The organism is Lysinibacillus sp. NPDC086135 (genome assembly GCF_044746345.1).
GTDB lineage: Bacteria > Bacillota > Bacilli > Bacillales_A > Planococcaceae > Lysinibacillus.
Genome location: NZ_JBIVCA010000009.1, coordinates 104,732 through 126,276 on the forward strand (window position 1 = coordinate 104,732; position 21,545 = coordinate 126,276).

A 21,545-nucleotide genomic window follows, 5' to 3' on the forward strand; every position below is an offset into this window, starting at 1 on the left:
AAACAACGGGTGCTAGCAAACAAAGCTGGCACCTGAGCACCTTGCGCTTTTAATTCTTCTAAAATCATTAAGAGCCAGCTTGCGCATTGCCTGTGTATCTAACCCCATAAATGGTCGATCTAAAATATAGGTAGAATGCTTGTCGAGAAATGCTAAAATAGAATATCGTTTAGCGTTTACTGATAGGGGATATTCCGGTGGCTAAAGAGAAATAGAAATAGAAGTTTTTGCAATAACCCACCTACTTAATCTAGGTGGGCTATTGCATTTAATATGTCTTCACACACCGCATCCCAAAATTGTTGCTGTACAGAATCGCAATACACATATAGCTCTTTATTTAGGACATGCTCATATAGTTCAGAAATCGCTTCTTTATGAAAATGGAGTCGATGATTTAATGCATCTCGTTCTTCCTCAATACAAAACGATTTATACATATCTCCGAGACGTTTAAGCTTTGCTAATTTTTGTTTCGTTCCTTCGTATTGTGTTTGATGAAATCGTCCTGCTGCGGTAGTCATAGAGATCTTTGCCCGATGCTCGGTATTTAACGTTCGCAATTCTTCCTGACGAATAGCCACACGATACCAAAACTCATAGCGAATAGGTAAGTCTTTTAGCTCGTATGTGAGCAAGGATTTTAAAATAAAACTAACATGCTCATAAGAGTCTATAGTCTTTTCTGATTCTTTAAACATACCAAACATACAGCCACCCCCGTTTAGTTTAATACTACGAATGAAGAGTAAAACCCTTTAAATTTCCTGTAATATTCAGGGAAGTAATGAAACAATAAAAATCCCTGGATATTAATAGAAAACCAGCTAAAATACAAGCTTAAAAGAGTGTTTATAAAAAAATAAATCTTGCTACATTTACTTATGTAACAAGACTTTAAAAGTTGAATTATAAAATTAAATTAAGTTTATATTTTGAGGTTTACTTTTTTTTATTATTCCCACTACTAACAAAATCCATAGAAAACTATTTCCAACAGAATGGGTTACAAAAGAGGCCCATGTTGAATTAGTAAACTGGGCGATCCATGGAGCAATAAGCATGCTAGGAAGCATATTGATAAAATGCAACTTCAGACAAGCATGAATAACCCATGCCCAAAGTAATCCATTTACTACCCAAGCCCAGTTTCCGAAAATCTCTTGTTGAATAGGAAGGAAAAAACCTCTCCACATTATTTCTTCACTAAGCATAGCAAAAAGGTGTAACGGAATAAATATGGTTATCATTTTTTTGTTAAAACGTCTACTATGTAAATAGTTGATTGGAGTGGAGACTGGGCGACTCCTTCGTGACCAACCTCGTGTTGGCCCGAGACCCTGCAGCGAAGCGGCTCATCGGATGCCCCCAGGAAAGCGCCCAGTCGGAACGGAAATCAACCGCACGTTTTGGTGATGATTCAAAATATTTTGCCATGTCCAAGTAGTATTTCCCTCTAAATGATACAGTAGTAATGATACTGGAAATAAACTTATTACAGGAAACCATAGAAAGAACCAAAAAGCATAAATTAATGGTACACCCTTTTTAATTAATAGTGGTGTTCCGTAATAAACACCATAGTATACTAACGAACCTGTTATGCCGAAAATGAGTAACTGCAAAAGATAGGACATGTGAAGTCTCCTTCTTAAAGAGGATATATTTACAAATAACATATAAACATAAATTGTTATATTTTTCTATATGTATTTTTTTGTCATAGTTACATCTAATATACATTTACCAGCACTAGATTTTGCCACACGGTAAGAATCTAGTGTTTTTTATGATGAAAAAACGGATGAGTTATCACAAAATTCTCTATCTTTTGCATAGAAAAGGGCTGTTTTTGAAGAAATATGGAAATAGCATTTACAAAATAAAAATAAATGTGTTAACTTTAAAAATGTAAACGGTTAACTTAAAAGAGGGGGAGAGTTAACGATGCAACATTTTTGGGTTGTTGGAACGGACACAGATGTCGGTAAAACGGTTATCACTACATTACTGATGCGTCAATTACAAAAGCATGATTTACAAGTCACACCTTATAAGCCCGTGCAAACTGGCGAAATTAATGAGAATGGGCATTGCTATTACTACGATACAGCAATGTATGAAAAGTATTCATTACAAAAACTAAAGCAAGAAAATTTAAATGGCTATTCGTTTAAGGAAGCTGCATCACCACATTTTGCTGCACAACTGGAGGATCAGCAAATAAATGTGGAGCATTTATTACAGCAAATGCAGTTGTTACAGCAAACATACGATGTCGTGATTTGTGAAGGAGCAGGTGGACTTTATGTCCCATTAGATACATATGGAGAAAATACGCTTCTTGATGTTATCGTTCAAAGTAAGCTTCCAGTCGTACTTGTCACGCGAACAACACTAGGAACGATTAACCATACATTGCTTACACTCGAGGCGTTACATGCTCGTAATGTTGAAGTTCTTGGCATTGTATTTAATGGAGACACAGGTAGTCAGATGGAACAAGATAATGTGAATACAATTCTACAACATCATGAATTGCCATATGCGACGATCCCAAAGCTTGGGGATATTTCACTGATTGTTGACTACTCTATTTCACACACTTCTTTGTTTGAAAGGTTGGTCAAATATGAAACAAGCATTAACTGAATTACAGATGAGAGATTTACAGCATGTTTGGCATCCGTGCTCACAAATGAAGGACTATGAGCAATTCCCGCCAATTGTTATTCAAAAAGGACAAGGGGTATGGCTTTACGATGAAAATAATAATCGCTATTTAGACGCCGTATCTTCCTGGTGGGTCAATTTATTTGGACATGCGAATCCGCGTATAAGTCAAGCATTAAGCGATCAAGCGTTTACATTAGAGCATACAATTTTTGCGAATTTTTCACATGAACCTGCCATTAAGGTGGCAGAAAAATTAGTCGCTTTAACGCCAGATGGTTTAAATAAAGTATTTTTTGCAGATAACGGCTCTTCTGCAATAGAAGTCGCATTAAAAATGAGTTTTCAATTTCATATGCAGACGGGAAAAACGACGAAAAAGCGTTTTTTGGCGTTAACAGATGCTTATCACGGTGAAACACTTGGTGCCTTATCTGTTGGTGGAGTAGGGCTGTATAACGAAGTGTATCAGCCGCTTTTATTGGATACAGTACGTGCACAAGGACCGAATTGCTTCCGATGTCCTTTTCAAGAGAATCCAGGAAGCTGTCAAGCCCAATGTATACAGTTTGTTGAAGAGGAGCTTAGTCAGCACCATGAAGATATTACAGCTATTATTATTGAGCCACTCATTCAAGCAGCTGCAGGCATGAAAATGTATCCCCCACTATATTTGAAGCGATTACGAGAGCTTTGTACAAAATACGATGTGCATTTTATTGCAGATGAAATTGCAGTTGGGTTTGGACGAACAGGTACATTATTTGCCTGCGAGCAAGCGGATATTGCTCCAGATTTTATGTGCTTATCAAAAGGTTTAACGGGTGGTTATTTGCCACTATCTGCAGTTTTAACGACTGATAATGTATTCAACGCTTTTTATGATGATTACGGTACAATGAAAGCGTTTTTACACTCTCATAGCTATTCCGGTAATACACTTGCTTGTCGTGTAGCCTTAGAAGTTTTGACAATGTTTGAAGAGGAACATGTGATCGATATGATACAAAACAAGGGTGAACGTATGCGAGAGTTAGCTATGAATGCATTTGGGGAGTTGCCGTTTGTTGGGGAATATCGACAAGTAGGACTAGTTGGTGCAATAGAATTAGTCGCCAATCGTGAAACAAAGGAGCCGCTACATAGTGAGGAACGAATCGGTTATCAAATCTATAAATGTGCCTTAGCAAAGGGCTTACTCATTCGTCCTCTCGGAAATATATTATATTTCATGCCTCCATACATTATATCTGATGATGAAATGAGTTTTATGATTGATACAACAAAAGAGACGATCATGCAATTTTTTAAGGAGCGGGAGGGAGTAAGTTGTTCAAACGACAATCAACACTGTCACTTGTGATGATTGCGATGTTTGCCGCTTTAACCGCAATCGGTGCATTTATTAAAATACCGCTACCAGTAGTGCCTTTTACATTACAAATAGTTTTTGTATTTTTAGCAGGCAGTTTGCTCGGCAGTCGCAATGGATTGCAAAGTCAGCTTGTCTATATAGGGGTTGGTTTAGTTGGTCTGCCAGTTTTTACGCAAGGTGGAGGCATCACTTATGTATTGCAACCAACATTTGGCTTCCTTATCGGTTTTGCACTAGCCGCTTTAGTAATTGGTTTCATGATTGAAAGAGTGGATACGCCAACAAAAAAACATTTTATCGGTGCAAATATTATCGGGCTTTTTATTATTTATGCGGTAGCAGTTCCATATTTATATGTGTCATTGAATTTTTGGTTACATATGAAAACGAGCTGGTCACATATTTTCGTAGTTGGCTTTTTAAACAGTATTGGTGCAGATTTTTGCTTAGCGATCGCTTCTGCATTTTTGGCCGAGCGACTTTACAAAGTATTTAATTCAGCAAGATCAATTACTTCTTTCAGCAGTAATCTCCCACCTCTATAGATGTGAGAGGAATGCAGATTTAAGTTATTTTCAGCAGATATCAAACATCAGCTGATATAGCCTCAGGAGGATTTCACGCAATTATACCGAGGCATAATTGATAAATTATACAAGTAGAGAGGGAGAATGTTAAATGAATTGGTTACAGTTAGCAGAGGAAGTTATTGCAGGGAAAATCATTAGCAATGAGGAGGCTCTTGCCATTTTAAATAGTAATGATGATGAACTTTTAAAGGTAATGGACGGTGCCTTTACTATTCGTAAGCATTATTATGGGAAAAAAGTAAAATTAAATATGATTATGAATGCTAAGAGCGGTTATTGTCCAGAGGATTGTGGCTATTGTTCACAGTCATCTAAATCAACTGCACCGATTGAAAAATATCCATTCATTACGAAAGAGGAAATTTTAGCAGGGGCAAAACGAGCATTTGACAATAAAATTGGCACTTATTGCATCGTGGCAAGTGGTCGTGGGCCAACTCGAAAGGATGTCAATGTTGTAAGTGAAGCTGTTACAGAAATTAAAGAGAAGTATGGTTTAAAAGTATGTGCCTGTCTTGGCTTATTAAAAGAAGAACAGGCACAGCAATTAAAAGAGGCAGGGGTGGATCGTTACAATCATAACTTAAATACATCTGAACGACATCATTCCTATATTACTTCGTCTCATACGTATGAAGATCGTGTTAATACGGTTGAAATTGCGAAAAAGCATGGAATATCACCTTGCTCAGGTGCCATTATCGGTATGAAGGAAACAAAGGAGGATGTCGTGAATATTGCGCGTGCACTTCATCAGTTAGACGCGGATTCCATCCCGGTTAACTTCTTAAATGCGATTGATGGCACGAAACTAGAAGGGATCAAGGAATTAAATCCACGCTATTGTTTAAAGGTATTAGCGTTGTTCCGTTATATGAATCCAACAAAGGAAATTCGTATTTCTGGTGGTCGTGAAGTCAATCTTGGGTCACTTCAGCCACTAGGCTTATATGCAGCAAACAGTATCTTTGTTGGGGATTATTTAACAACTGAAGGACAAGAAGCAAACAGTGATTATCGTATGCTTGAGGATTTAGGCTTTGAAATTGAATTAACGGAAAAGCAAGCAGCAATTTGCTAAATAAAAACTTATGGAATAAAATCTACTACTACTTAATTATCATCGAATTGGAAAGTCGTATGTGCGTCGTGGAAAAGGCGTACATACGGCTTTTTCTGTTGGACGGATAACAACGAGAAATGCTCAGGTAGGGTAATGTGCTCAGGTTCGTCGTGGGAACGCTCATGTAGGCGAGAAAAATGCCCGGGTTCATCATGGAAACGCTTATGTAGTAAGAAAAGTGCTCAGATCCGTCGAAAACCCACGATTGGCATATAAGAGATAAAGTTAGGCTAAAACGAAAAGAACTGTTTTTATGCCTTAAAAAATCTGGTTTTCACAAATTGTTCAATGAAAGCGTTTTGAAATTGAACAGTTTGTGAAGGGCTTCACATAATACTTTATTTTTGAAAAAAACGGCGTAAAATAAGAATCAAGTAAGAGAATGTTATAAAACAGTTTGAAAAAGTATCACGGTTTTTAGTGGTTGTTATATTACAAAAACGAATTAGAAGGGAGAATTTAGCATGTGGGTTATTACAGTTTTTGATAAAAAGGACGTTCGAATTTTTGAGTATACAAACAAAGATGAGGCGACAAAAGCTTTAGCGAAATTTAAGAAAAATGCAGTTTTAACGTATACAAAATAATTTTAGATGAAAATAAAGCAACCCTTTTCGACGCTATAGCGCACGAAGCGGGTTGCTTTTTACGTTATATAGATTAACCTTTTAATGAACGAGAATCGAAATCGCACTATTCACTAATAAAAGAGCCATCAAAACCAATTAGAGCCAGCCGATTATGATGATGTTCATAATAATGTAGTTTCAATAATATAATCATCGTCATGTTTTACGTTCTGTGAATAATTTTCTGTCAAAGACTAAAGATGGCTTTGAACATACATGTGCATTATTTAAATTTCCTCGCCTGCGTGAAAAAATGGTTATTGCTTTGATGAAATATTTCGAGTCAAGTTGTCATTTATCTGTTGGGAAAGAAGTTAATATGATGAGAAATAAGAAAAGATGGTGTGAAAATTTCACACCATCTCTTATCAATAACTTTTAAACGACTTTATAAAATGCTACCTAAGCGTTTAATACCTTCTCGGATGACTTCAGGTGTTGCATTCGTATAATTTAGGCGCATTGTATTAACATCAGTTTTTGATGTATAGAATGGATCGCCAGGTACGAAGGCTACTTTTTGTTCCATCGCTTTATGGAAGACATCTACTGACGAAGTTCCATTGTTCATTGTAGCCCAAATGAACATTCCACCGTCTGGTCGTGTGTAGTCCACATGTGCTGGGAAAAACTCTTCCATTGCATTTAGCATAGCATCTGCTTGATTTTTATATAACGCTATAATTTTTTGAACGTGTTCCATATAGTCATTGTTTGCTAGATAATCATAAATGACATATTGAGCGAAAATATTTGTGTGCAGGTCAGTTGCTTGCTTCGCTGTTTCGATATGCTGCAGTAATTCTTTATTTTTTGTAATGATAAAGCCAAGACGCATTCCTGGTGTGACCGTTTTAGAGAAAGAACCTAGCAAAATACTATTTTCTAATTTACCAGCACCAATGTACGGTAGTGGCTCACCTTGGAAGCGTAATTCTCCATACGGATCATCCTCAATTAACGCTACATCCTTATATTTTGCCATGATTTCGCAAATTTGCTGACGTTTTTCTTTAGAATACGTAAGGCCTGTTGGGTTTTGGAAATTTGGAACTGTATACACGAATTTTACATTTGGTTGTTGTAGTGCATTCTCTAACTCTTCTAAGTTTAATCCATCATTTTCGAGTGTTACACCATAGAAAGTTGGCTCACTTAATGTGAAGGCTTGAATGGCACCTAAATAACCGGGCTCCTCGATGACGATACCATCACCTTTGTTAATAAGTACTTTCCCAATTAATTCAAGAGCTTGCTGTGATCCAGTTGTAATAAATACATCGTCAGCATGGATATCTAGTCCGTGCACACGTTGATATTTTGCAGCAATGTACTCACGTAAAGGCGCATACCCTTGTGTAGAAGAATATTGGAATAGACGACTACCATTTTCCGTAATGGCATGGTTCGCAGATGCCTTTAATGCTTCAATTGGGAAAGAGATTGGGTTTGGAAGCCCCCCTGCAAAAGAAATGACATCCTCAGATTCAGTTACTTTCAAAATATTTCGGATGAATGAGGACGGGGTATTTAAAATCTTTTCTGAAAATTTCATAATTTTTCATTCCTTTTTTCTGATTTTTTAAAAATTATATCATTGCCATCATATGCATACAATATTATCATTGTATGCAAGACAATTAAATATTGTATGCAAAAATTGAGAGAGAAGGAGCTTAGCTTAGAATATGCCAGTTAATTCGTTTGAAGAATATCCAATGAGTTGGAAACCGGACATTAGTAAAAGTTCGGCTCCATTATATATAGCAATAGCTGAACGGCTGGAACAAGATATAAAGGATGGGAAATTATCGCCAGGCACCAAACTACCTCCTCAACGTGAGTTAGCTGATTTTTTAGATGTTAATTTAAGCACGATCACGAGGGCTTTTAAACTTTGTGGCCAGAAGGGGCTTATTTATGCTTCTATCGGAAATGGTACATTCGTTTCATCTGATGCAGCGACAAACAAAATGTTATTACCAACAAATAAATCTTCTCAGATGATTGAAATGGGCCCTGTATTGCCAGAAAATCATGCGAATGAGGATATTACACGTTATATGAAAAAGATGATGAATGATCCTCATTTTAGTAAATTATTTCAGTACGGACGACCGGAAGGAAATGTGTGGCAAACGGAAGCGGCAATGAAGCTTTTGGAAAAGGTCAATTTTCAAACAGATCAACCTGTATTGCTTGGAGCGGGGGGACAAAATGCCATTGTTGGCACGTTAGCTGCGTTGTTTCAGCCAGGAGATCGAATTGGTACAGATCCCATTACATATGCAGGTATAAAAACAGCTGCAAATCTGCTTGGTATTCAATTAGTGGCAATCCAACAAAAAAACGGTGAAATGACAAGAGAGGGGTTATTATACGCTTGTAAAAATGAGTATATAAAAGGTCTTTATGTTATTCCTGATTTTCATAATCCAACTACCCATACAATGTCAATGGAGACAAGAAAAATGATTGCGGAGGTTGCGAGGCGGAAAGGCTTAATCGTCATTGAGGATGCGATTTATAGTTTTCTTAAGGAGAAGCCGCTTGCACCAATAGCGTCCTATGCTCCTGAAAAGGTTATTTATATTGCTAGTGTATCAAAAACCATCTCACCTGGCTTACGACTATCCTATATCGTTACACCGCCAGCGCTACGAAAAAAAATAATGGAAACACTGTATAATATAAATATTTCAGTGTCTCTCATGATGGTGGAGCTTACAGCAAGGATGATTCACGATGGCGTTGCACAGACAATTTTAGAGAAGCACCGGTTGTATGCCAAGCAACAAAATGCCCTTGTCGATCAATATTTAGGGGAATATAACATTTTAGGAGAAGAAGAATGTATTTTCAGATGGCTTATACTCCCCGAAAAATTCACCAGCGTTCAGTTTGAATTACTAGCAGCAAAAGCTGGTGTGCAAGTGTATGCTGCCGAACGTTTTGCCGTAGGAAATGCGAAGCTAGTTAATGCAGTTCGTTTGGCTATCACTGCACCTGAAAATCAGCTTGAACAAGCACTTATCATTTTGAGGGAATTACTTGAAAGTGATGGTGACTATACATTTGTTGATTAATGTAAGGAAAGCTTATAATAAAAGTATGTAAAGAAAATTGTCATACAATAGCGCATAAAGGACGTAAATGAATAGTTTTTATGTGTCAATGAGTAGGCGCATGACCCTAGTCTAAAAGGTAAGCCAAAGTAAATGAGGAGATAGAACATGAATAAAGGAAGAATCATTTTACATATCGACCTTAATTGCTTTTATGCCTCTGTTGAACAAATATATGATCCCTCATTAAAAGGGAAACCCGTAGCCATCGCAGGTAATCCTAAAGAGCGTAGAGGTATTATTATTACGTGTAGTTACGAAGCAAGAGCAAGTGGTGTTTATACAACTATGAATGTCGGAGAGGCGCGGCGAAAGTGCCCAGAGTTAATAATACTTCCTCCTAATTTCGAACGGTATAGAGCTGCGTCCAAATCATTTTTTAATTTGTTGAAAGAGTATAGCGACATTCTCCAACCAGTTTCGATCGATGAAGGATATTTGCAACTTCCGATAGTAGAAGGCCAAAATGTACTGCAGCACGTACAAAATATGCAAAATAGAATCTGGAACGAATTGCAACTCCCTTGTTCAATTGGTATTGCACCGAATAAATTTTTGGCGAAAATGGCAAGTGATATGAAAAAGCCAATGGGTATTACAATACTCCGAAAGCGTGATGTTCCGACAATATTGTGGCCGATGAATGTCATTGAGATGCATGGGGTTGGCAAAAGTACAGCGGAGAAATTGGAGAATTTAGGTATCCGAACAATTGGAGAACTAGCTACAGCTGATGAATATGTATTAAAGCAAAACTTCGGCATTAATGGTTTACGGATGAAGCAAAAGGCAAATGGTGAAGATGATAGGCCTGTTGATCCAGAAGCTATATATGATACGAAAAGTGTAGGGAATTCAACAACACTTTCTCATGATACAACAGATAGAGATGAACTATATAAAGTAATTGCAACACTTTCTGAAAAGGTAGCGGACAGATTAAAGGCCAAGAAACTTGCTGGCGTTACAGTAAGTATCATGATCCGTTCAGCAGATTGGGAAACTTGTACACGAAGTAAGTCCATCAATAACGCAATTCATTCAAAAGAGGATATCGTTGAGCATGCCTGGTATTTATTTAATAAGCATTGGGATGAGGAACCTGTACGATTACTAGGTGTTACCATATCGAATGTCAGTGATATTAAAGAAACGACACAACAGCTAACGTTATTTAACTTTGAAGAGCATGTAAAAGATGAACCAATTATTAAACTGGTTGATCAAATCGAGCAAAAGTTTGGAAAAGGAACAATTTTGCGAGGTTCAGATATTGCCAAACCAGTAGGGAAATATCAAGCAAATACGAGTTTTAGTAAAGACTTTTGGGATGAACATAAGTAGAATAAATGATCAAACTTTAAAAATAAAATAGAAAACCGTCATTTCGATCAACCTTTTTTCGCAATGACGGTTTTCTATTTGTATTCAGATTGAAAGCAGCTTATTTAAGTGGAAATATTATATGTTCGTAGAAAATTCATTTTCCTTTTGTTCATAGTTTTCACGGCGATCTTTGATGTTTTGTAATACACTATCTAGCACATTCCGTTCAGACAGCGTTTGATAAAGGGTATTTTGTACCTGTGCAGCTTCCTTGTTTTCTTCTTGGTTACTTAGAAATTCACTGTATGTTCCCATATATTCATGATAATCAATATTAGAAAGTGTCTTAGCAGCAATTTGGTTGTGTTTAGTTAACGCAGAAGTAAACTGTTTACGTGCCTCATCTGGTTGGGCAGGTAATAGTTTAATTTTACCTCTTGTATCTGTGTTACCTGTGAAGTCAAGGAATTGATAATCGAACGCCAATGGTTTAGCAAGAGCGATATGAGCGTGAAGAGCAACAGCATGGTCAGGAAGTTTTTCAGTTATCTCACGAAGGACATCGTTTCCTTTGTCAAGATAACGACTGCCATCGAAGGCAAGAACACGTCCTACTTCTTCAGAGAAATAGTCTTGAGCAAGGAATTCCTGATCGTATCCTGTAGGTGGTAAAACTCGAAGTCTTAAGTTATTTGATACGATGTTATGGCCGTTTATTTGCATAGCTACTTGAATGTTATAAAATCCTGGGTCATCAATTAACCAGCCATTTTTCCCTACAGACGCGAAAATAGTTTCGTACAGTGATTCACCAGGCATTATTACCTTGTTCTCTTTGTTCCACAAATATTGAACATGAGGTAGTAATCGCCGTCCTTGTTTTTCTTCTTTTTTAACCATTACAGACATTCCGTATAAGTCAGACAATAAATGTTTATTGATTGACTGAGGTTGGTTCGAAGTATTCGTTAGTTTGATTTCAATAACTGTAGGTTCTAACCATTGGAATATAGGTGATTTACGGTTAACCCTCAATTCAAGATTAAAAGAAGGGTGAATAGAAATGTTTGATTGCTCAAAACCATGATCTACAGCCCAGTCAGCATTACCCATTTGTACGAAGCGCTCAGGTGCGTGTCGCAAAAACAACAGTTCTTGATCACTAAAACGATACTCAAAGTTTTTAAAGAACGCTTTGCCACCAGTTTTACTATCAAAATTGTAAGGATAATTCATAAAGCTTAGAGCCTTTGGTTCTGGGGTAAGAGGGCGCTCCAAAGGTTCCCAAGGATAACCTAGGTGTTTTTGCCAAGAGTGCAGCAGATTAAAAGCATGTCCCATCTCATGGCAAGCACACCAAAAACGATAGCGCTGTACAAAAGCCTCAGGAGCGGGATCACCTTTAGGTGGATCGGCAATAAATGAATTATTAAAAATGGCAGTCCCTTGACGATGATTCGGACCTATGCTATCAAACATAATACCGCCTAGACCATGGCCTTCTTCAGCTTCCGAATTTGCAAAGAATGTCCACATGGACCATTGGGGCTTATTATCAAAGTGTGACCAATATACTTGCATGGCATCATGCATCTCTTGAGTGTTCCACTTTTTATCAGTCCCTGCATAGTCTTTGGAAACAATATTATTACCGTCTGATATTTTTACATCAAACCCAGTGCGTTTAAAAACTTCTGAAATTGATAAAGTTTCATCCGGCAAAGATGTAGGCTTGTCTGGATGAGCGTGAGTTTGGTAGGTAGTAACTGGTGTTGTATCTACTTCAGCATCAAATTCAAATTCCACAGGGTGGAAGTAAGGAGATTGAAACTGGAAAGTGCTAGTTCTGTCTGTCTCCCCTCCAATCAGAAACGCGACTTCTGCAGTATGCTGTTCAGGTAATGAACCGCGTGTTACTTGTATTTTTACATTTGTATAAGGAAATGATTGTATGTCGTCTAAGTATTTATTTCGAATATTGCCTGTCCAAGTATCTGGACCATTCGCTGTTAACTTAGCAATCCAATGAATAGTAGAAGACATGTTTGAAATAATAGTGCCGCTTGCTACCATTTGTGGGTAGTATCCGTCTACATCGATGCGAAGTTCCTCACGGATTTGCTGTTCACTCCATACATATAAGCCACTAATTGGTGCGAGGGGAAATTCTCCTAAACTGGAAGGGGTAATGGCTTTTACTTTTAGTTCGTTCGTTTTGTTTTGATCCATCTGTATTACCTCCATGTTTATTATTTTTTTGTCTTTCTTCCTCAATCTCAAGAGCCACAATGCTACGTAAAAAAATGGAAAATGTGTTTCGAGTATTATATATGCAGCAGAAACTATAAATATGACACATAAACACTACAAATTGGTAAAATAAATACAATGTGTAAAAGTATAGCTCATAACCATAATGAGTGGTTGATTTCCGTTCCGACTGGGCGCTTTCCTGGGGGCGTCCGATGAGCCGTTTCACTCGCGTTGCTCGCTCCAGGGTCTCATCTGTGAAGCTGATCCCCGAGGAGTCGCACAGTCTCCACTCCAATCAACTTATATACAAGGCATACACTTTAACAAAAGTTATCCACAGCTTTTGGTGATGATTTAAAATATGTAAGAATAATTTGTTTATTTCCCAGGAAATACAAGAATGAAGAAAGAAGGTGTGGTAATGCATTTTAAAGAGTACGGAGATATACATAAGCCGCTTATACTGTTGATTCATGGGGGTGGTGTTGGAGGGTGGATGTGGGATAAACAAGTCCAATACTTTTCCGATTATCATTGCGTTGTACCAGAATTAATAGATAACGGGGCTAAAAATAACTCTGATTTTTCAATTGAAGATAGTGCCAAAACCCTTCTATCATTAATAGAAGAAAAAGCAAAAAATAAATGTGTTATAGTTTTATTAAAAGTCAAGAGTTATACTGGATACACTTAATATAATGTGCAACATTATAACAAGTTATTTTTAAGCTGAACTAATTTTTGTATTAGTTCAGCTTTTATTTGTGTTTAAAGATATGATTTGGAATATTTGGTAGGCAGAAGTGTAGTTTGAGTGAGATGTTAAATTATATATTCTTCAACTAACAATGCAGGATAGTTAAAGAACATTTAGGGTACTTTACTTTTAAAAAGGAGTAACCTAAATGAAAAATCCATTCTTAATTAGTTTGTATATGTTTATATTCTCGTGCAGTCTTTCCCTGTTATTAGGAAATCCTGTTTATTCACAAACTACATCTTCAGATAAAATTGAATATTTATATCCTGCAAATAAGGAAAAAGTTTTTGATGAAACTGTAGATGCATTTTACCAGGCATTAAGAGACCTAAAGTATCCTATACATCAGGAGTTTTATCAAAGATATATGCAGAAGCCCAAGCAACAGCAACAGCAAAGAGATTTGGATACTGCTCTTTTTAAAGAAATACCTGATGCATCTGTAAATATTAGAAAAAAGTTATTGTTTAATGAGGTAGAAAGATTAAATTATATAACTATTGATGGAAATATTCTTCGTCCCTACCCTGATATAGATATTAACTACCATCAGACTGTTAGCCCTGATAGGCAAGTTTATTTCTTTTATTCCTTTATAGACACAGAAAAAGAATTCAGAGGTAGATATGCAATTTATGATGTTGAAACAAAAGAAATGGTAGCAGGTGGAGGTACTTATATGCCAAAGCTCAATCTCACAAGGAACACTTAAAATAATGAAGGATAAATTTTGAGCCAGAAAAAATAGCATATAGTTTGTGTTCGTCTTGTTCAACTAAACGGAAGTGTTAGTTAAACTAAGATAATCAAAATAGCCTTGTTGAAAATATTCTAACAAGGCTATTTCGTAATTCTTTAATTTCTATTTAAACTGCTCAAAATGATTAGCTACCCAACGCTTTTGATTCTCTGCTATATATTGCTCCACAGCTACCAGCTTATTCACCAATTCTTCCTTTGAGAGTTTCATATACTTCGCTTTAACAACGTCTATATTACGTTTTGGTTAAATATTCCTTAAACTTGATTCATCGAATTTAGGAGGCGTTGTAGGCTTTTTACGAACCTTATTTACTTTATCGTTGGCGATAAGAGCTTATCTAAAACTCCTCAGCTTTGAGGATTACACCAACAGTCGCAAGCTTATAGAAATGTATAACGAGCCTTTGAGGATTTATAGTAGAGCAGGAATCATTTACACAGGTTGTCTGATTGGAGCAACCGAGTTGTCTGTGAGCTTGTGAGAACATAACAAAAGGGCTTGCATATATGAAAATCAATCATAAACAAGCCCTATTCTTATTAAACTGTTAGGAGAATAAGAAAATGCAGCTTATTCAACAGTTGCGTTTGATTGTTGGGGAGCTAGATTATTGTTGTCTTGTAATTGATTTTGTTGCATAGCAAAAAAGTTTCGTACTGGTACATTAATATAAAAGAACAAGCCTGTAATGAAAATCGAGAAAGCCCACCCTGCGAATTGCTTATATATCAACATGCCACCATAACCATCAATTCCGTATTTTTTGAGTAGGTATACGGTTAATCCTGCCATAAAAAGTCCTCTGATGATGAAGATAACCTGAATAATTTGAAACCATTTAAAGATTCCTTTTTGAAAAAATAATGCTCGGCTGTCGATTCGTGCATAACCTTGCAAATATACAAAATCAACAACGAAATATAAAGAAAGAGGACGCTTAATCATTAGCGTAACAATATAAAGGAATGTATAAAAAAGACTTAGATATACACCGTTCCAAATCATTTGCTCTGCTGAACCTGATAGCAAATTAACCGTCGTACCTAGTGCTAGTGAGCTAAAAATTAATAAGCCCGTAATGTTAAATTGCTTATCTAAAATAAAGCGGTAAATGGTATAAACAATTCCAGGGATGGTTGAAATCAGCATTGCTGAATAATCACCTAAAGTCTCTCTACCAAAATTCCATATAACATAAGGTAATACTGCGTAAAAAATCAACTCTAATAAAATTACTATTTTGCTTGAACGTTGTCTTTTCACCATATTCCCCTCCATTTATCTCTATTAGCTTGCACCTTTTTATACTTATAGAGGTTTAAACTACATAATTTTGCCCAATAGTTGATTATGCTAAAACATTTTTCATTAACTAAATTGCTGCGTTGTTTTAGTAACTGAATAATCAGACGTTTCATTCTAGTATACTATATTTACAAATAGTATTTTCAACCAAATTCAAATCTTAAAACTACGTTGAAGAACAGGTTTTTACGTTACCCGGAATTCATATATAGTAAAAGCTAATAGGAGTAGAGATTATTGGACAAACAACTTAGCAGATATAGATGGGTTGTATTTGTTTCTGTATTATTTACGTATTTGTTAATGGCGAGTCAACGAACCGCCCCAGGACTAATAACAGACCAATTGATGCGAGATATTAATGTAACAGCATCAACGATTGGGTTATTGACGAGTATACAATTTTGAAGCGCCCAGTCGGAACGGAAATTTGTTGAAGAGCCAGGGTATATAAAAACAGTAAGATGTTAGGTATAATTATTATTTAAGAAAAGAAAAATTATATGATTAGATTATATAGTTTAGAAGGGAGAGAAAACGTAAATTGACAAATAATAATAAAACGGTTATCCGTTCAATGGATATTTTAAATTTATTTATCGAACATAATGAACTGTCATTTCAAGAAGTAATTGAGTTATCAGGAATCCCTAAAACTTCTGCTTTCCGCATGTTGAAATCTTTCGAGGAAATGGATTTTTTAGAAAAGGGAACTGATGCAAAATATCGGTTAGGCATTCTCTTCCTTAAATTTGGACATCTAGTATCAATGCGTCTAGATGTGCGGAAAATTGCAGAACCAATTATGAATGAGCTACATAATGATGTGAAAGAAGCGATTAATTTAACCGTTCGTGATGGTGACGATGCTGTATATATCGAGAAAATAGATACGAAGCAAAAAGTTCGACTCTACACAGCAATTGGTAGAAAAAGTCCTCTTTATGCAGGGGCATGCCCTCGTGCTGTATTATCCTATTTACCGGATGCAGACATAAAGGAATATCTCGAATCGGTAGAACTTAAATCATTTGCAAAGGGGACGATTACAGAAAAGGAAAAGCTTTTTGAAACGATTGTGCAGGCTAGAGAACTTGGTTATACAATCAGCCATTCAGAATTAGAAAATCATACATCTGCTGTTGCAGCACCGATTTACGATCATAAAGGAGAAGTCGTTGCAGCAATGAGTATTGCGGGACTAGAAACGAATTATCGAGGGGAAAACGTTGAAATCTTCGTCGATAAACTTAAGAAGGCTACCGCAGAGATTTCTAAACAATTGGGGTATGAACAGCTATAAAAAATGGGTAGTCTCAAAAGTCATTTGAGATTACCCATTTTGCGTTGGAGTTGATAATTTATGGATGACATTTTTTAAAATATATGCACTGTATTTTAGTTGATTGTAGTGGAGACTGGGCGACTTCTTGGGGATCAGCGTCACAGATGAGACCCTGGAGCGAGCAACGCGAGTGAAGCGGCTCATCGGACGCCCCCAGGAAAGCGCCCAGTCGGAACGGAAATCAACCACACGGTTTGGTGAAAAGCCTAATTTTTAGGAAATATTTTTATCTAAATATGCTATAACCTTTTTAAACGGAGCCCAAATGCTAATTCATTTCGTTTTTTTTCTTGATGTATTAATGCCAATTGAGCTTCTTCAAGAGAGACCTCTTTAAAATAGACTCGACCATTCGCTTGCATTTGTGCTAATGATGGTAAATCGGCAGAAATCACTTGAGCTATTTTAGGATATCCACCAGTAGTTTGACGATCTGCCATTAAAATAATAGGTTGCCCACTAGAGGGCACTTGAATCGTTCCAAATGTAACCCCTTCGGATAATAATTCAAATGGCTCTTTTAATTGAATAGCCTCTCCATCTAATCGGTAGCCCATTCGATCTGCGTGGGTTGTGATGGTGTAAGGCGTTGAAAGGAATTTTTTTAAACTTTCTTCATCGAAATGTTCATATTCAGAGCCCCTTATGAAGCGGATTGTTTGCGTTTTTTTAAATGTAACAAAGGGTGTGTAATCAGCTGACCAAGAAAGGTACGTTGGTTCTTTTTTTAATTGGTTAAAAAGATCTGCTCCTAATTCTGATCGTCTTTCCAATTCAATGACATCATTCCTCAGCAATTTTCTTCCGTAAAATCCTCCAATCCCAGCACGTATGTAGGTACTTTTACTGCTCATCACTTTGGGCACTTGAATTCCGCCACTAAACGATACGTAGGCTCTGCAACCACTAATCGCAGTATTAAATTTTAAAACAGAGCCTTTTTGAATTAACAGTGGTCGCCACATTGGTGCTTCTTTGCCGTCTATTGTAGGTTGTAAATTGCCCCCTGTAATTGCGATCAGTTCGTCCGTTTCAAATAAAAGAGTTGTTCCATATAGTGTCACCTCAAGAGCGCCTTCTCCTTCTGAATTTCCGACAAGTAAATTTGCAATTCGTAAGGAAATAGAATCCATTGCTCCTCCGACGATAACACCAAACTTTTGTAACCCATATCTTCCTAGGTCTTGAATGGTTGCCAGCATACCTGGCTGTAATACTTTTATGCCCATGTTTTCATCTCCCAGTCGTTCTTATATTCTTCCAACGAAATTGGTACAAACTGAATTCGATCACCCGGTTGTAATAAGGTTGGAGGAGATTGTTCAGGTAGAAACAAACGAGAAGGTGTTCGTCCGATGATTTGCCATCCCCCTGGAGTTTCTAATGGGTAAATACCTGTTTGATTTCCCGCAATTCCAACAGATCCCGGAGAAATCGATAACCGTGGAGTTTCTTTACGAGGTGTTGCTATTTGTTTGTCCATTCCTCCCATAAACGGAAAACCTGGAGCAAAACCTATCATGTAAACTAGATATTCTACAGAAGAGTGAATTTTAATAACTTCATTAGGTGTTAAACCATGATAAGAGGCTACAAATTCTAAATCGGGTCCCATTTCACCACCATATACTACAGGGATTTTTACGACACGTTCCTTTGTTGTTTCAACTATGTGAGATTGATTCATTAAAGAAAGAATTGTTGCTTTCACCTTTTCGTAAGGCATTTCGCCTTCTTTTCCTATAGTTGAAAAGTATACTTCAATCGGATTGTAATAAACCGTCACACTATTATAGGCAGGCACAACCTCGATGAATCCTTCAAATGGATTTCTCTCTAATAAGTTCAATATAATTTTAACTTTGTTGTGAATTGCCTCACTGATTCCTTCACCTACATGAATGACTAGTGCAGAATCACTCAAAGGTCTTATCTGTACATTCTCTTTTAAATTCATCATAAAAACCATCTCCTGGAGTTTCATAATTCGGTATGTAAGTTTTAAATAACGGATAAATATTATATTTAAACAATAAACGAAAACAAGTTTAATTTAAATGAAAATTTCAAAAAAAAAATTCTTTCTCAAAATTTTAAATTTATACTTTTCAGTAATAATAAAATATGTTAAGATTTTTTTAAATTTCAAAACTCAAGTTCCGAATATCGGTACAAAATAGTTGTAAACGTATTCAGTGTAACTATTTTAGTGGGAAGAAAATGGGGGAAGAAGATGTTTCGAGTTGATTTAAACTGTGATTTAGGGGAAAGTTTTGGTCGTTATCGACTTGGAGAGCAAGAAGAAATCTTAAAATATGTAACCTCTGCTAATATTGCTTGTGGATTCCATGCTGGAGATCCAACTGTTATGCGAGAGACAGTTAAGCTAGCCATTGCTAATGGTGTGAAGATTGGGGCACATCCAGGCTTACCGGATTTAAATGGCTTTGGACGACGTGAGATGAACATCACACCACAGGAAGCCTATGATATGGTTGTTTATCAAGTGGGAGCATTGCAAGGTTTTCTATCGACTTACAATGAAACTATGCAGCATGTTAAGCCACATGGTGCACTTTATAATATGGCTGCTAAAGATCCGGCAATTGCTGAGGCAATTGCACAAGCCATTTATGATATTTCACCTTCACTTGTGTTATTCGGTCTTTCAGGTAGTGAATTAACAAAAGCCGGAGAAAAAGTAGGGCTTCAAACAGCCCATGAAGTGTTTGCAGATCGTACCTATCAAAAGGATGGTTCTTTAACATCCCGTAAACAACCTGATGCATTGATTACCGATAAGGAACAAGCTGTGACACAGGTTGTGAGAATGGTGAAAGAGGGAATTGTGCTGTCACAACAACAAATCGAAATACCATTACAGGCAAATACTATTTGTATTCATGGGGACGGGGAACATGCTGTAGAATTTGCAAAATATATTCATTCAAGATTAGCAGAACATCAAATATCAGTACGTGCAATCAAGGAGGGGTAGTCCAATGGGAGCAAAAATAACGGAAGTTAGTGAAGTAGTAATCGAGCAAGAGAAAAAAGGTAAATTTGTTAAGAAAACAGCAAGTAAAAGTGTGTTAATAGGAGCTGCCTTTTTAATGGCTACCTCATCTATCGGACCAGGTTTTTTAACACAAACGACAGTATTTACACAGCAATTAGCGGCTAGCTTTGGATTTGTCATTTTAATTTCATTAATTCTAGACATTGTCGCACAGGTAAACGTTTGGCGAATCATTGCTGTTTCTGGCTTGCGAGGGCAAGAAATTGCCAATAAGGTGTTACCTGGATTAGGTGTGCTCCTTGCGATTATGATTGTTACAGGTGGTTTAGCATTCAATATTGGGAACGTTGCTGGAGCTGGATTAGGGTTAAATGCAATGCTTGGCGTAGATCCAATTATGGGGGCCATTGTAAGTGCACTTTTTGCTATTTTTATATTTATCTATAAAGAAGCAGGAAAGGCAATGGACAAGGTTGCGCAAATTGCTGGCGGTGTCATGATTTTACTCATGCTATTCGTTGCTTTTAAAACGTCACCACCTGTAGGAGAAGCGATTGTGAACACCGTTTGGCCTAAAGAAATTAGCTGGTTTGCGATTGTAACTTTAGTTGGTGGATCAGTTGGAGGTTATATTACTTTTGCTGGTGGTCACCGCCTTTTGGACGCTGGCATCAAAGGACAAGAATCATTGCCAGAAGTAACAAAAAGCTCTGTGACAGGGATTTTAATTACAGGCGTAATGCGTATTGCTTTATTTTTAGCGGTTCTTGGTGTTGTTTCAAAAGGTTTAGTTATTGATCCTGCGAATCCACCTGCATCTGTATTTCAACTAGCTGCGGGTAATATTGGTTATCGTATGTTTGGTATGATTATGTGGGCTGCAGCGATTACTTCTGTTGTAGGTGCAGCTTATACATCTGTTTCATTTATTCGTTCATTCCACCCTAGCATTGAGAAATATCATAATTGGGTGATTATAGCATTTATCGTCATTTCAACAACAACTTTTTCCTTGGTTGGAAAGCCTGTTAATGTGTTAATTTTAGTAGGTGCATTAAATGCACTGGTTTTACCATTATCACTTGGCATTATATTAGTTGCTGCACACAAAAAAGAAATTGTTGGTACATATAAGCATCCACGTTGGTTAACTGTAACTGGAGCAATTGTAGTTGTACTTATGGGATATCTCAGCATTAATACATTAATTGAAGAAATTCCAAAAATTTTTAGTTAATCTAACAACCAACCATCCATCC

Annotated in this window: 20 protein-coding genes and 1 pseudogene; 13 read left to right on the forward strand and 8 right to left on the reverse strand. The window is 36.8% G+C overall.

Annotation, left to right across the window (positions count from 1 at the left end; genetic code table 11):
• Window positions 1–245 precede the first annotated feature (245 nt).
• The 3 genes from ACIPKN_RS13270 to ACIPKN_RS13280 form a co-directional block, all read right to left on the reverse strand.
• Complete coding sequence (locus tag ACIPKN_RS13270) at window positions 246–710, reverse strand: hypothetical protein (RefSeq protein ID WP_400936657.1); 465 nt, start codon at window positions 708–710, stop codon at window positions 246–248.
• A gap of 207 nt (window positions 711–917) precedes the next feature.
• Window positions 918–1,250 carry a CPBP family glutamic-type intramembrane protease gene (locus ACIPKN_RS13275; protein ID WP_400936659.1) on the reverse strand — a complete coding sequence of 111 codons (333 nt, stop codon included), beginning with the start codon at window positions 1,248–1,250 and terminating at the stop codon, window positions 918–920.
• A gap of 105 nt (window positions 1,251–1,355) precedes the next feature.
• On the reverse strand, window positions 1,356–1,637 hold the full coding sequence (locus ACIPKN_RS13280) for a hypothetical protein (protein ID WP_400936661.1): 282 nt from the start codon (window positions 1,635–1,637) through the stop codon (window positions 1,356–1,358).
• Between the two features lie 310 nt (window positions 1,638–1,947).
• Here ACIPKN_RS13280 and bioD point away from each other — a divergent pair, with 310 nt between their 5' ends.
• From bioD to ACIPKN_RS13305, 5 genes are all read left to right on the forward strand, one after another.
• The gene (gene bioD / locus ACIPKN_RS13285; protein WP_400936663.1) at window positions 1,948–2,652 is read left to right on the forward strand and encodes a dethiobiotin synthase; all 705 of its coding nucleotides are present in this window, start codon (window positions 1,948–1,950) and stop codon (window positions 2,650–2,652) included.
• Window positions 2,633–4,036 (forward strand): adenosylmethionine--8-amino-7-oxononanoate transaminase, encoded by a 1,404-nt coding sequence (bioA, locus tag ACIPKN_RS13290; protein WP_400936665.1) that lies wholly within the window; start codon window positions 2,633–2,635, stop codon window positions 4,034–4,036. The genes bioD and bioA overlap by 20 nt, the downstream gene beginning before the upstream one ends.
• A complete protein-coding gene (locus tag ACIPKN_RS13295; RefSeq protein ID WP_400936667.1) occupies window positions 4,003–4,593 on the forward strand; it encodes a biotin transporter BioY in 591 nt (196 codons plus the stop codon). The genes bioA and ACIPKN_RS13295 overlap by 34 nt, the downstream gene beginning before the upstream one ends.
• Before the next feature lie 133 nt (window positions 4,594–4,726).
• Window positions 4,727–5,719, forward strand: coding sequence for a biotin synthase BioB (gene bioB, locus ACIPKN_RS13300; RefSeq protein ID WP_400936669.1), 993 nt, complete (start codon window positions 4,727–4,729; stop codon window positions 5,717–5,719).
• Window positions 5,720–6,225: 506 nt separating this feature from the next.
• Window positions 6,226–6,348 carry a hypothetical protein gene (locus ACIPKN_RS13305; protein WP_323656811.1) on the forward strand — a complete coding sequence of 41 codons (123 nt, stop codon included), beginning with the start codon at window positions 6,226–6,228 and terminating at the stop codon, window positions 6,346–6,348.
• Window positions 6,349–6,778: 430 nt separating this feature from the next.
• On the opposite strand, the gene ACIPKN_RS13310 is transcribed toward ACIPKN_RS13305, so the two are convergent.
• Entirely contained in the window at window positions 6,779–7,945 is a 1,167-nt protein-coding gene (locus tag ACIPKN_RS13310) for an aminotransferase-like domain-containing protein (RefSeq protein ID WP_400936671.1), read from the reverse strand.
• Between the two features lie 133 nt (window positions 7,946–8,078).
• On the opposite strand from ACIPKN_RS13310, the gene ACIPKN_RS13315 reads away from it, so the two are divergent.
• Both ACIPKN_RS13315 and ACIPKN_RS13320 read left to right on the forward strand, forming a co-directional pair.
• Window positions 8,079–9,476 (forward strand): aminotransferase-like domain-containing protein, encoded by a 1,398-nt coding sequence (locus ACIPKN_RS13315; RefSeq protein ID WP_400936673.1) that lies wholly within the window; start codon window positions 8,079–8,081, stop codon window positions 9,474–9,476.
• Window positions 9,477–9,623: 147 nt separating this feature from the next.
• Window positions 9,624–10,859, forward strand: a complete 1,236-nt coding sequence (locus ACIPKN_RS13320; protein ID WP_400936675.1) for a DNA polymerase IV — start codon at window positions 9,624–9,626, stop codon at window positions 10,857–10,859.
• Between the two features lie 117 nt (window positions 10,860–10,976).
• Here the strand turns inward: ACIPKN_RS13320 and ACIPKN_RS13325 are convergent, their stop codons facing one another.
• Window positions 10,977–13,070, reverse strand: coding sequence for a hypothetical protein (locus ACIPKN_RS13325; RefSeq protein ID WP_400936677.1), 2,094 nt, complete (start codon window positions 13,068–13,070; stop codon window positions 10,977–10,979).
• A 424-nt stretch (window positions 13,071–13,494) separates the two neighbouring features.
• Here ACIPKN_RS13325 and ACIPKN_RS13330 point away from each other — a divergent pair, with 424 nt between their 5' ends.
• Window positions 13,495–13,788 (forward strand): alpha/beta fold hydrolase, encoded by a 294-nt coding sequence (locus ACIPKN_RS13330; protein ID WP_400936679.1) that lies wholly within the window; start codon window positions 13,495–13,497, stop codon window positions 13,786–13,788.
• A 211-nt stretch (window positions 13,789–13,999) separates the two neighbouring features.
• The gene (locus tag ACIPKN_RS13335) at window positions 14,000–14,566 is read left to right on the forward strand and encodes a hypothetical protein (RefSeq protein WP_400936681.1); all 567 of its coding nucleotides are present in this window, start codon (window positions 14,000–14,002) and stop codon (window positions 14,564–14,566) included.
• A gap of 621 nt (window positions 14,567–15,187) precedes the next feature.
• Here ACIPKN_RS13335 and ACIPKN_RS13340 read toward each other — a convergent pair.
• Window positions 15,188–15,883 (reverse strand): VC0807 family protein, encoded by a 696-nt coding sequence (locus ACIPKN_RS13340; RefSeq protein WP_400936683.1) that lies wholly within the window; start codon window positions 15,881–15,883, stop codon window positions 15,188–15,190.
• Window positions 15,884–16,159: 276 nt separating this feature from the next.
• Between ACIPKN_RS13340 and ACIPKN_RS13345 the strand changes: the two are divergent.
• Both ACIPKN_RS13345 and ACIPKN_RS13350 read left to right on the forward strand, forming a co-directional pair.
• Window positions 16,160–16,327: pseudogene (locus tag ACIPKN_RS13345) on the forward strand (MFS transporter); the annotation flags it as partial.
• 139 nt (window positions 16,328–16,466) lie between these two features.
• Window positions 16,467–17,225: an IclR family transcriptional regulator gene (locus ACIPKN_RS13350; RefSeq protein ID WP_400936685.1), complete on the forward strand. Its 759-nt coding sequence runs from the start codon at window positions 16,467–16,469 to the stop codon at window positions 17,223–17,225.
• Between the two features lie 281 nt (window positions 17,226–17,506).
• Here the strand turns inward: ACIPKN_RS13350 and ACIPKN_RS13355 are convergent, their stop codons facing one another.
• Window positions 17,507–18,496, reverse strand: coding sequence for a 5-oxoprolinase subunit C family protein (locus ACIPKN_RS13355; RefSeq protein WP_400936687.1), 990 nt, complete (start codon window positions 18,494–18,496; stop codon window positions 17,507–17,509).
• Window positions 18,487–19,227, reverse strand: a complete 741-nt coding sequence (gene pxpB, locus ACIPKN_RS13360; protein WP_400936689.1) for a 5-oxoprolinase subunit PxpB — start codon at window positions 19,225–19,227, stop codon at window positions 18,487–18,489. The genes ACIPKN_RS13355 and pxpB overlap by 10 nt, the downstream gene beginning before the upstream one ends.
• A 273-nt stretch (window positions 19,228–19,500) precedes the next feature.
• On the opposite strand from pxpB, the gene ACIPKN_RS13365 reads away from it, so the two are divergent.
• Complete coding sequence (locus ACIPKN_RS13365; protein WP_400936691.1) at window positions 19,501–20,265, forward strand: LamB/YcsF family protein; 765 nt, start codon at window positions 19,501–19,503, stop codon at window positions 20,263–20,265.
• 40 nt (window positions 20,266–20,305) lie between these two features.
• Window positions 20,306–21,523, forward strand: coding sequence for an NRAMP family divalent metal transporter (locus ACIPKN_RS13370; RefSeq protein ID WP_400936855.1), 1,218 nt, complete (start codon window positions 20,306–20,308; stop codon window positions 21,521–21,523).
• Window positions 21,524–21,545 lie beyond the last annotated feature (22 nt).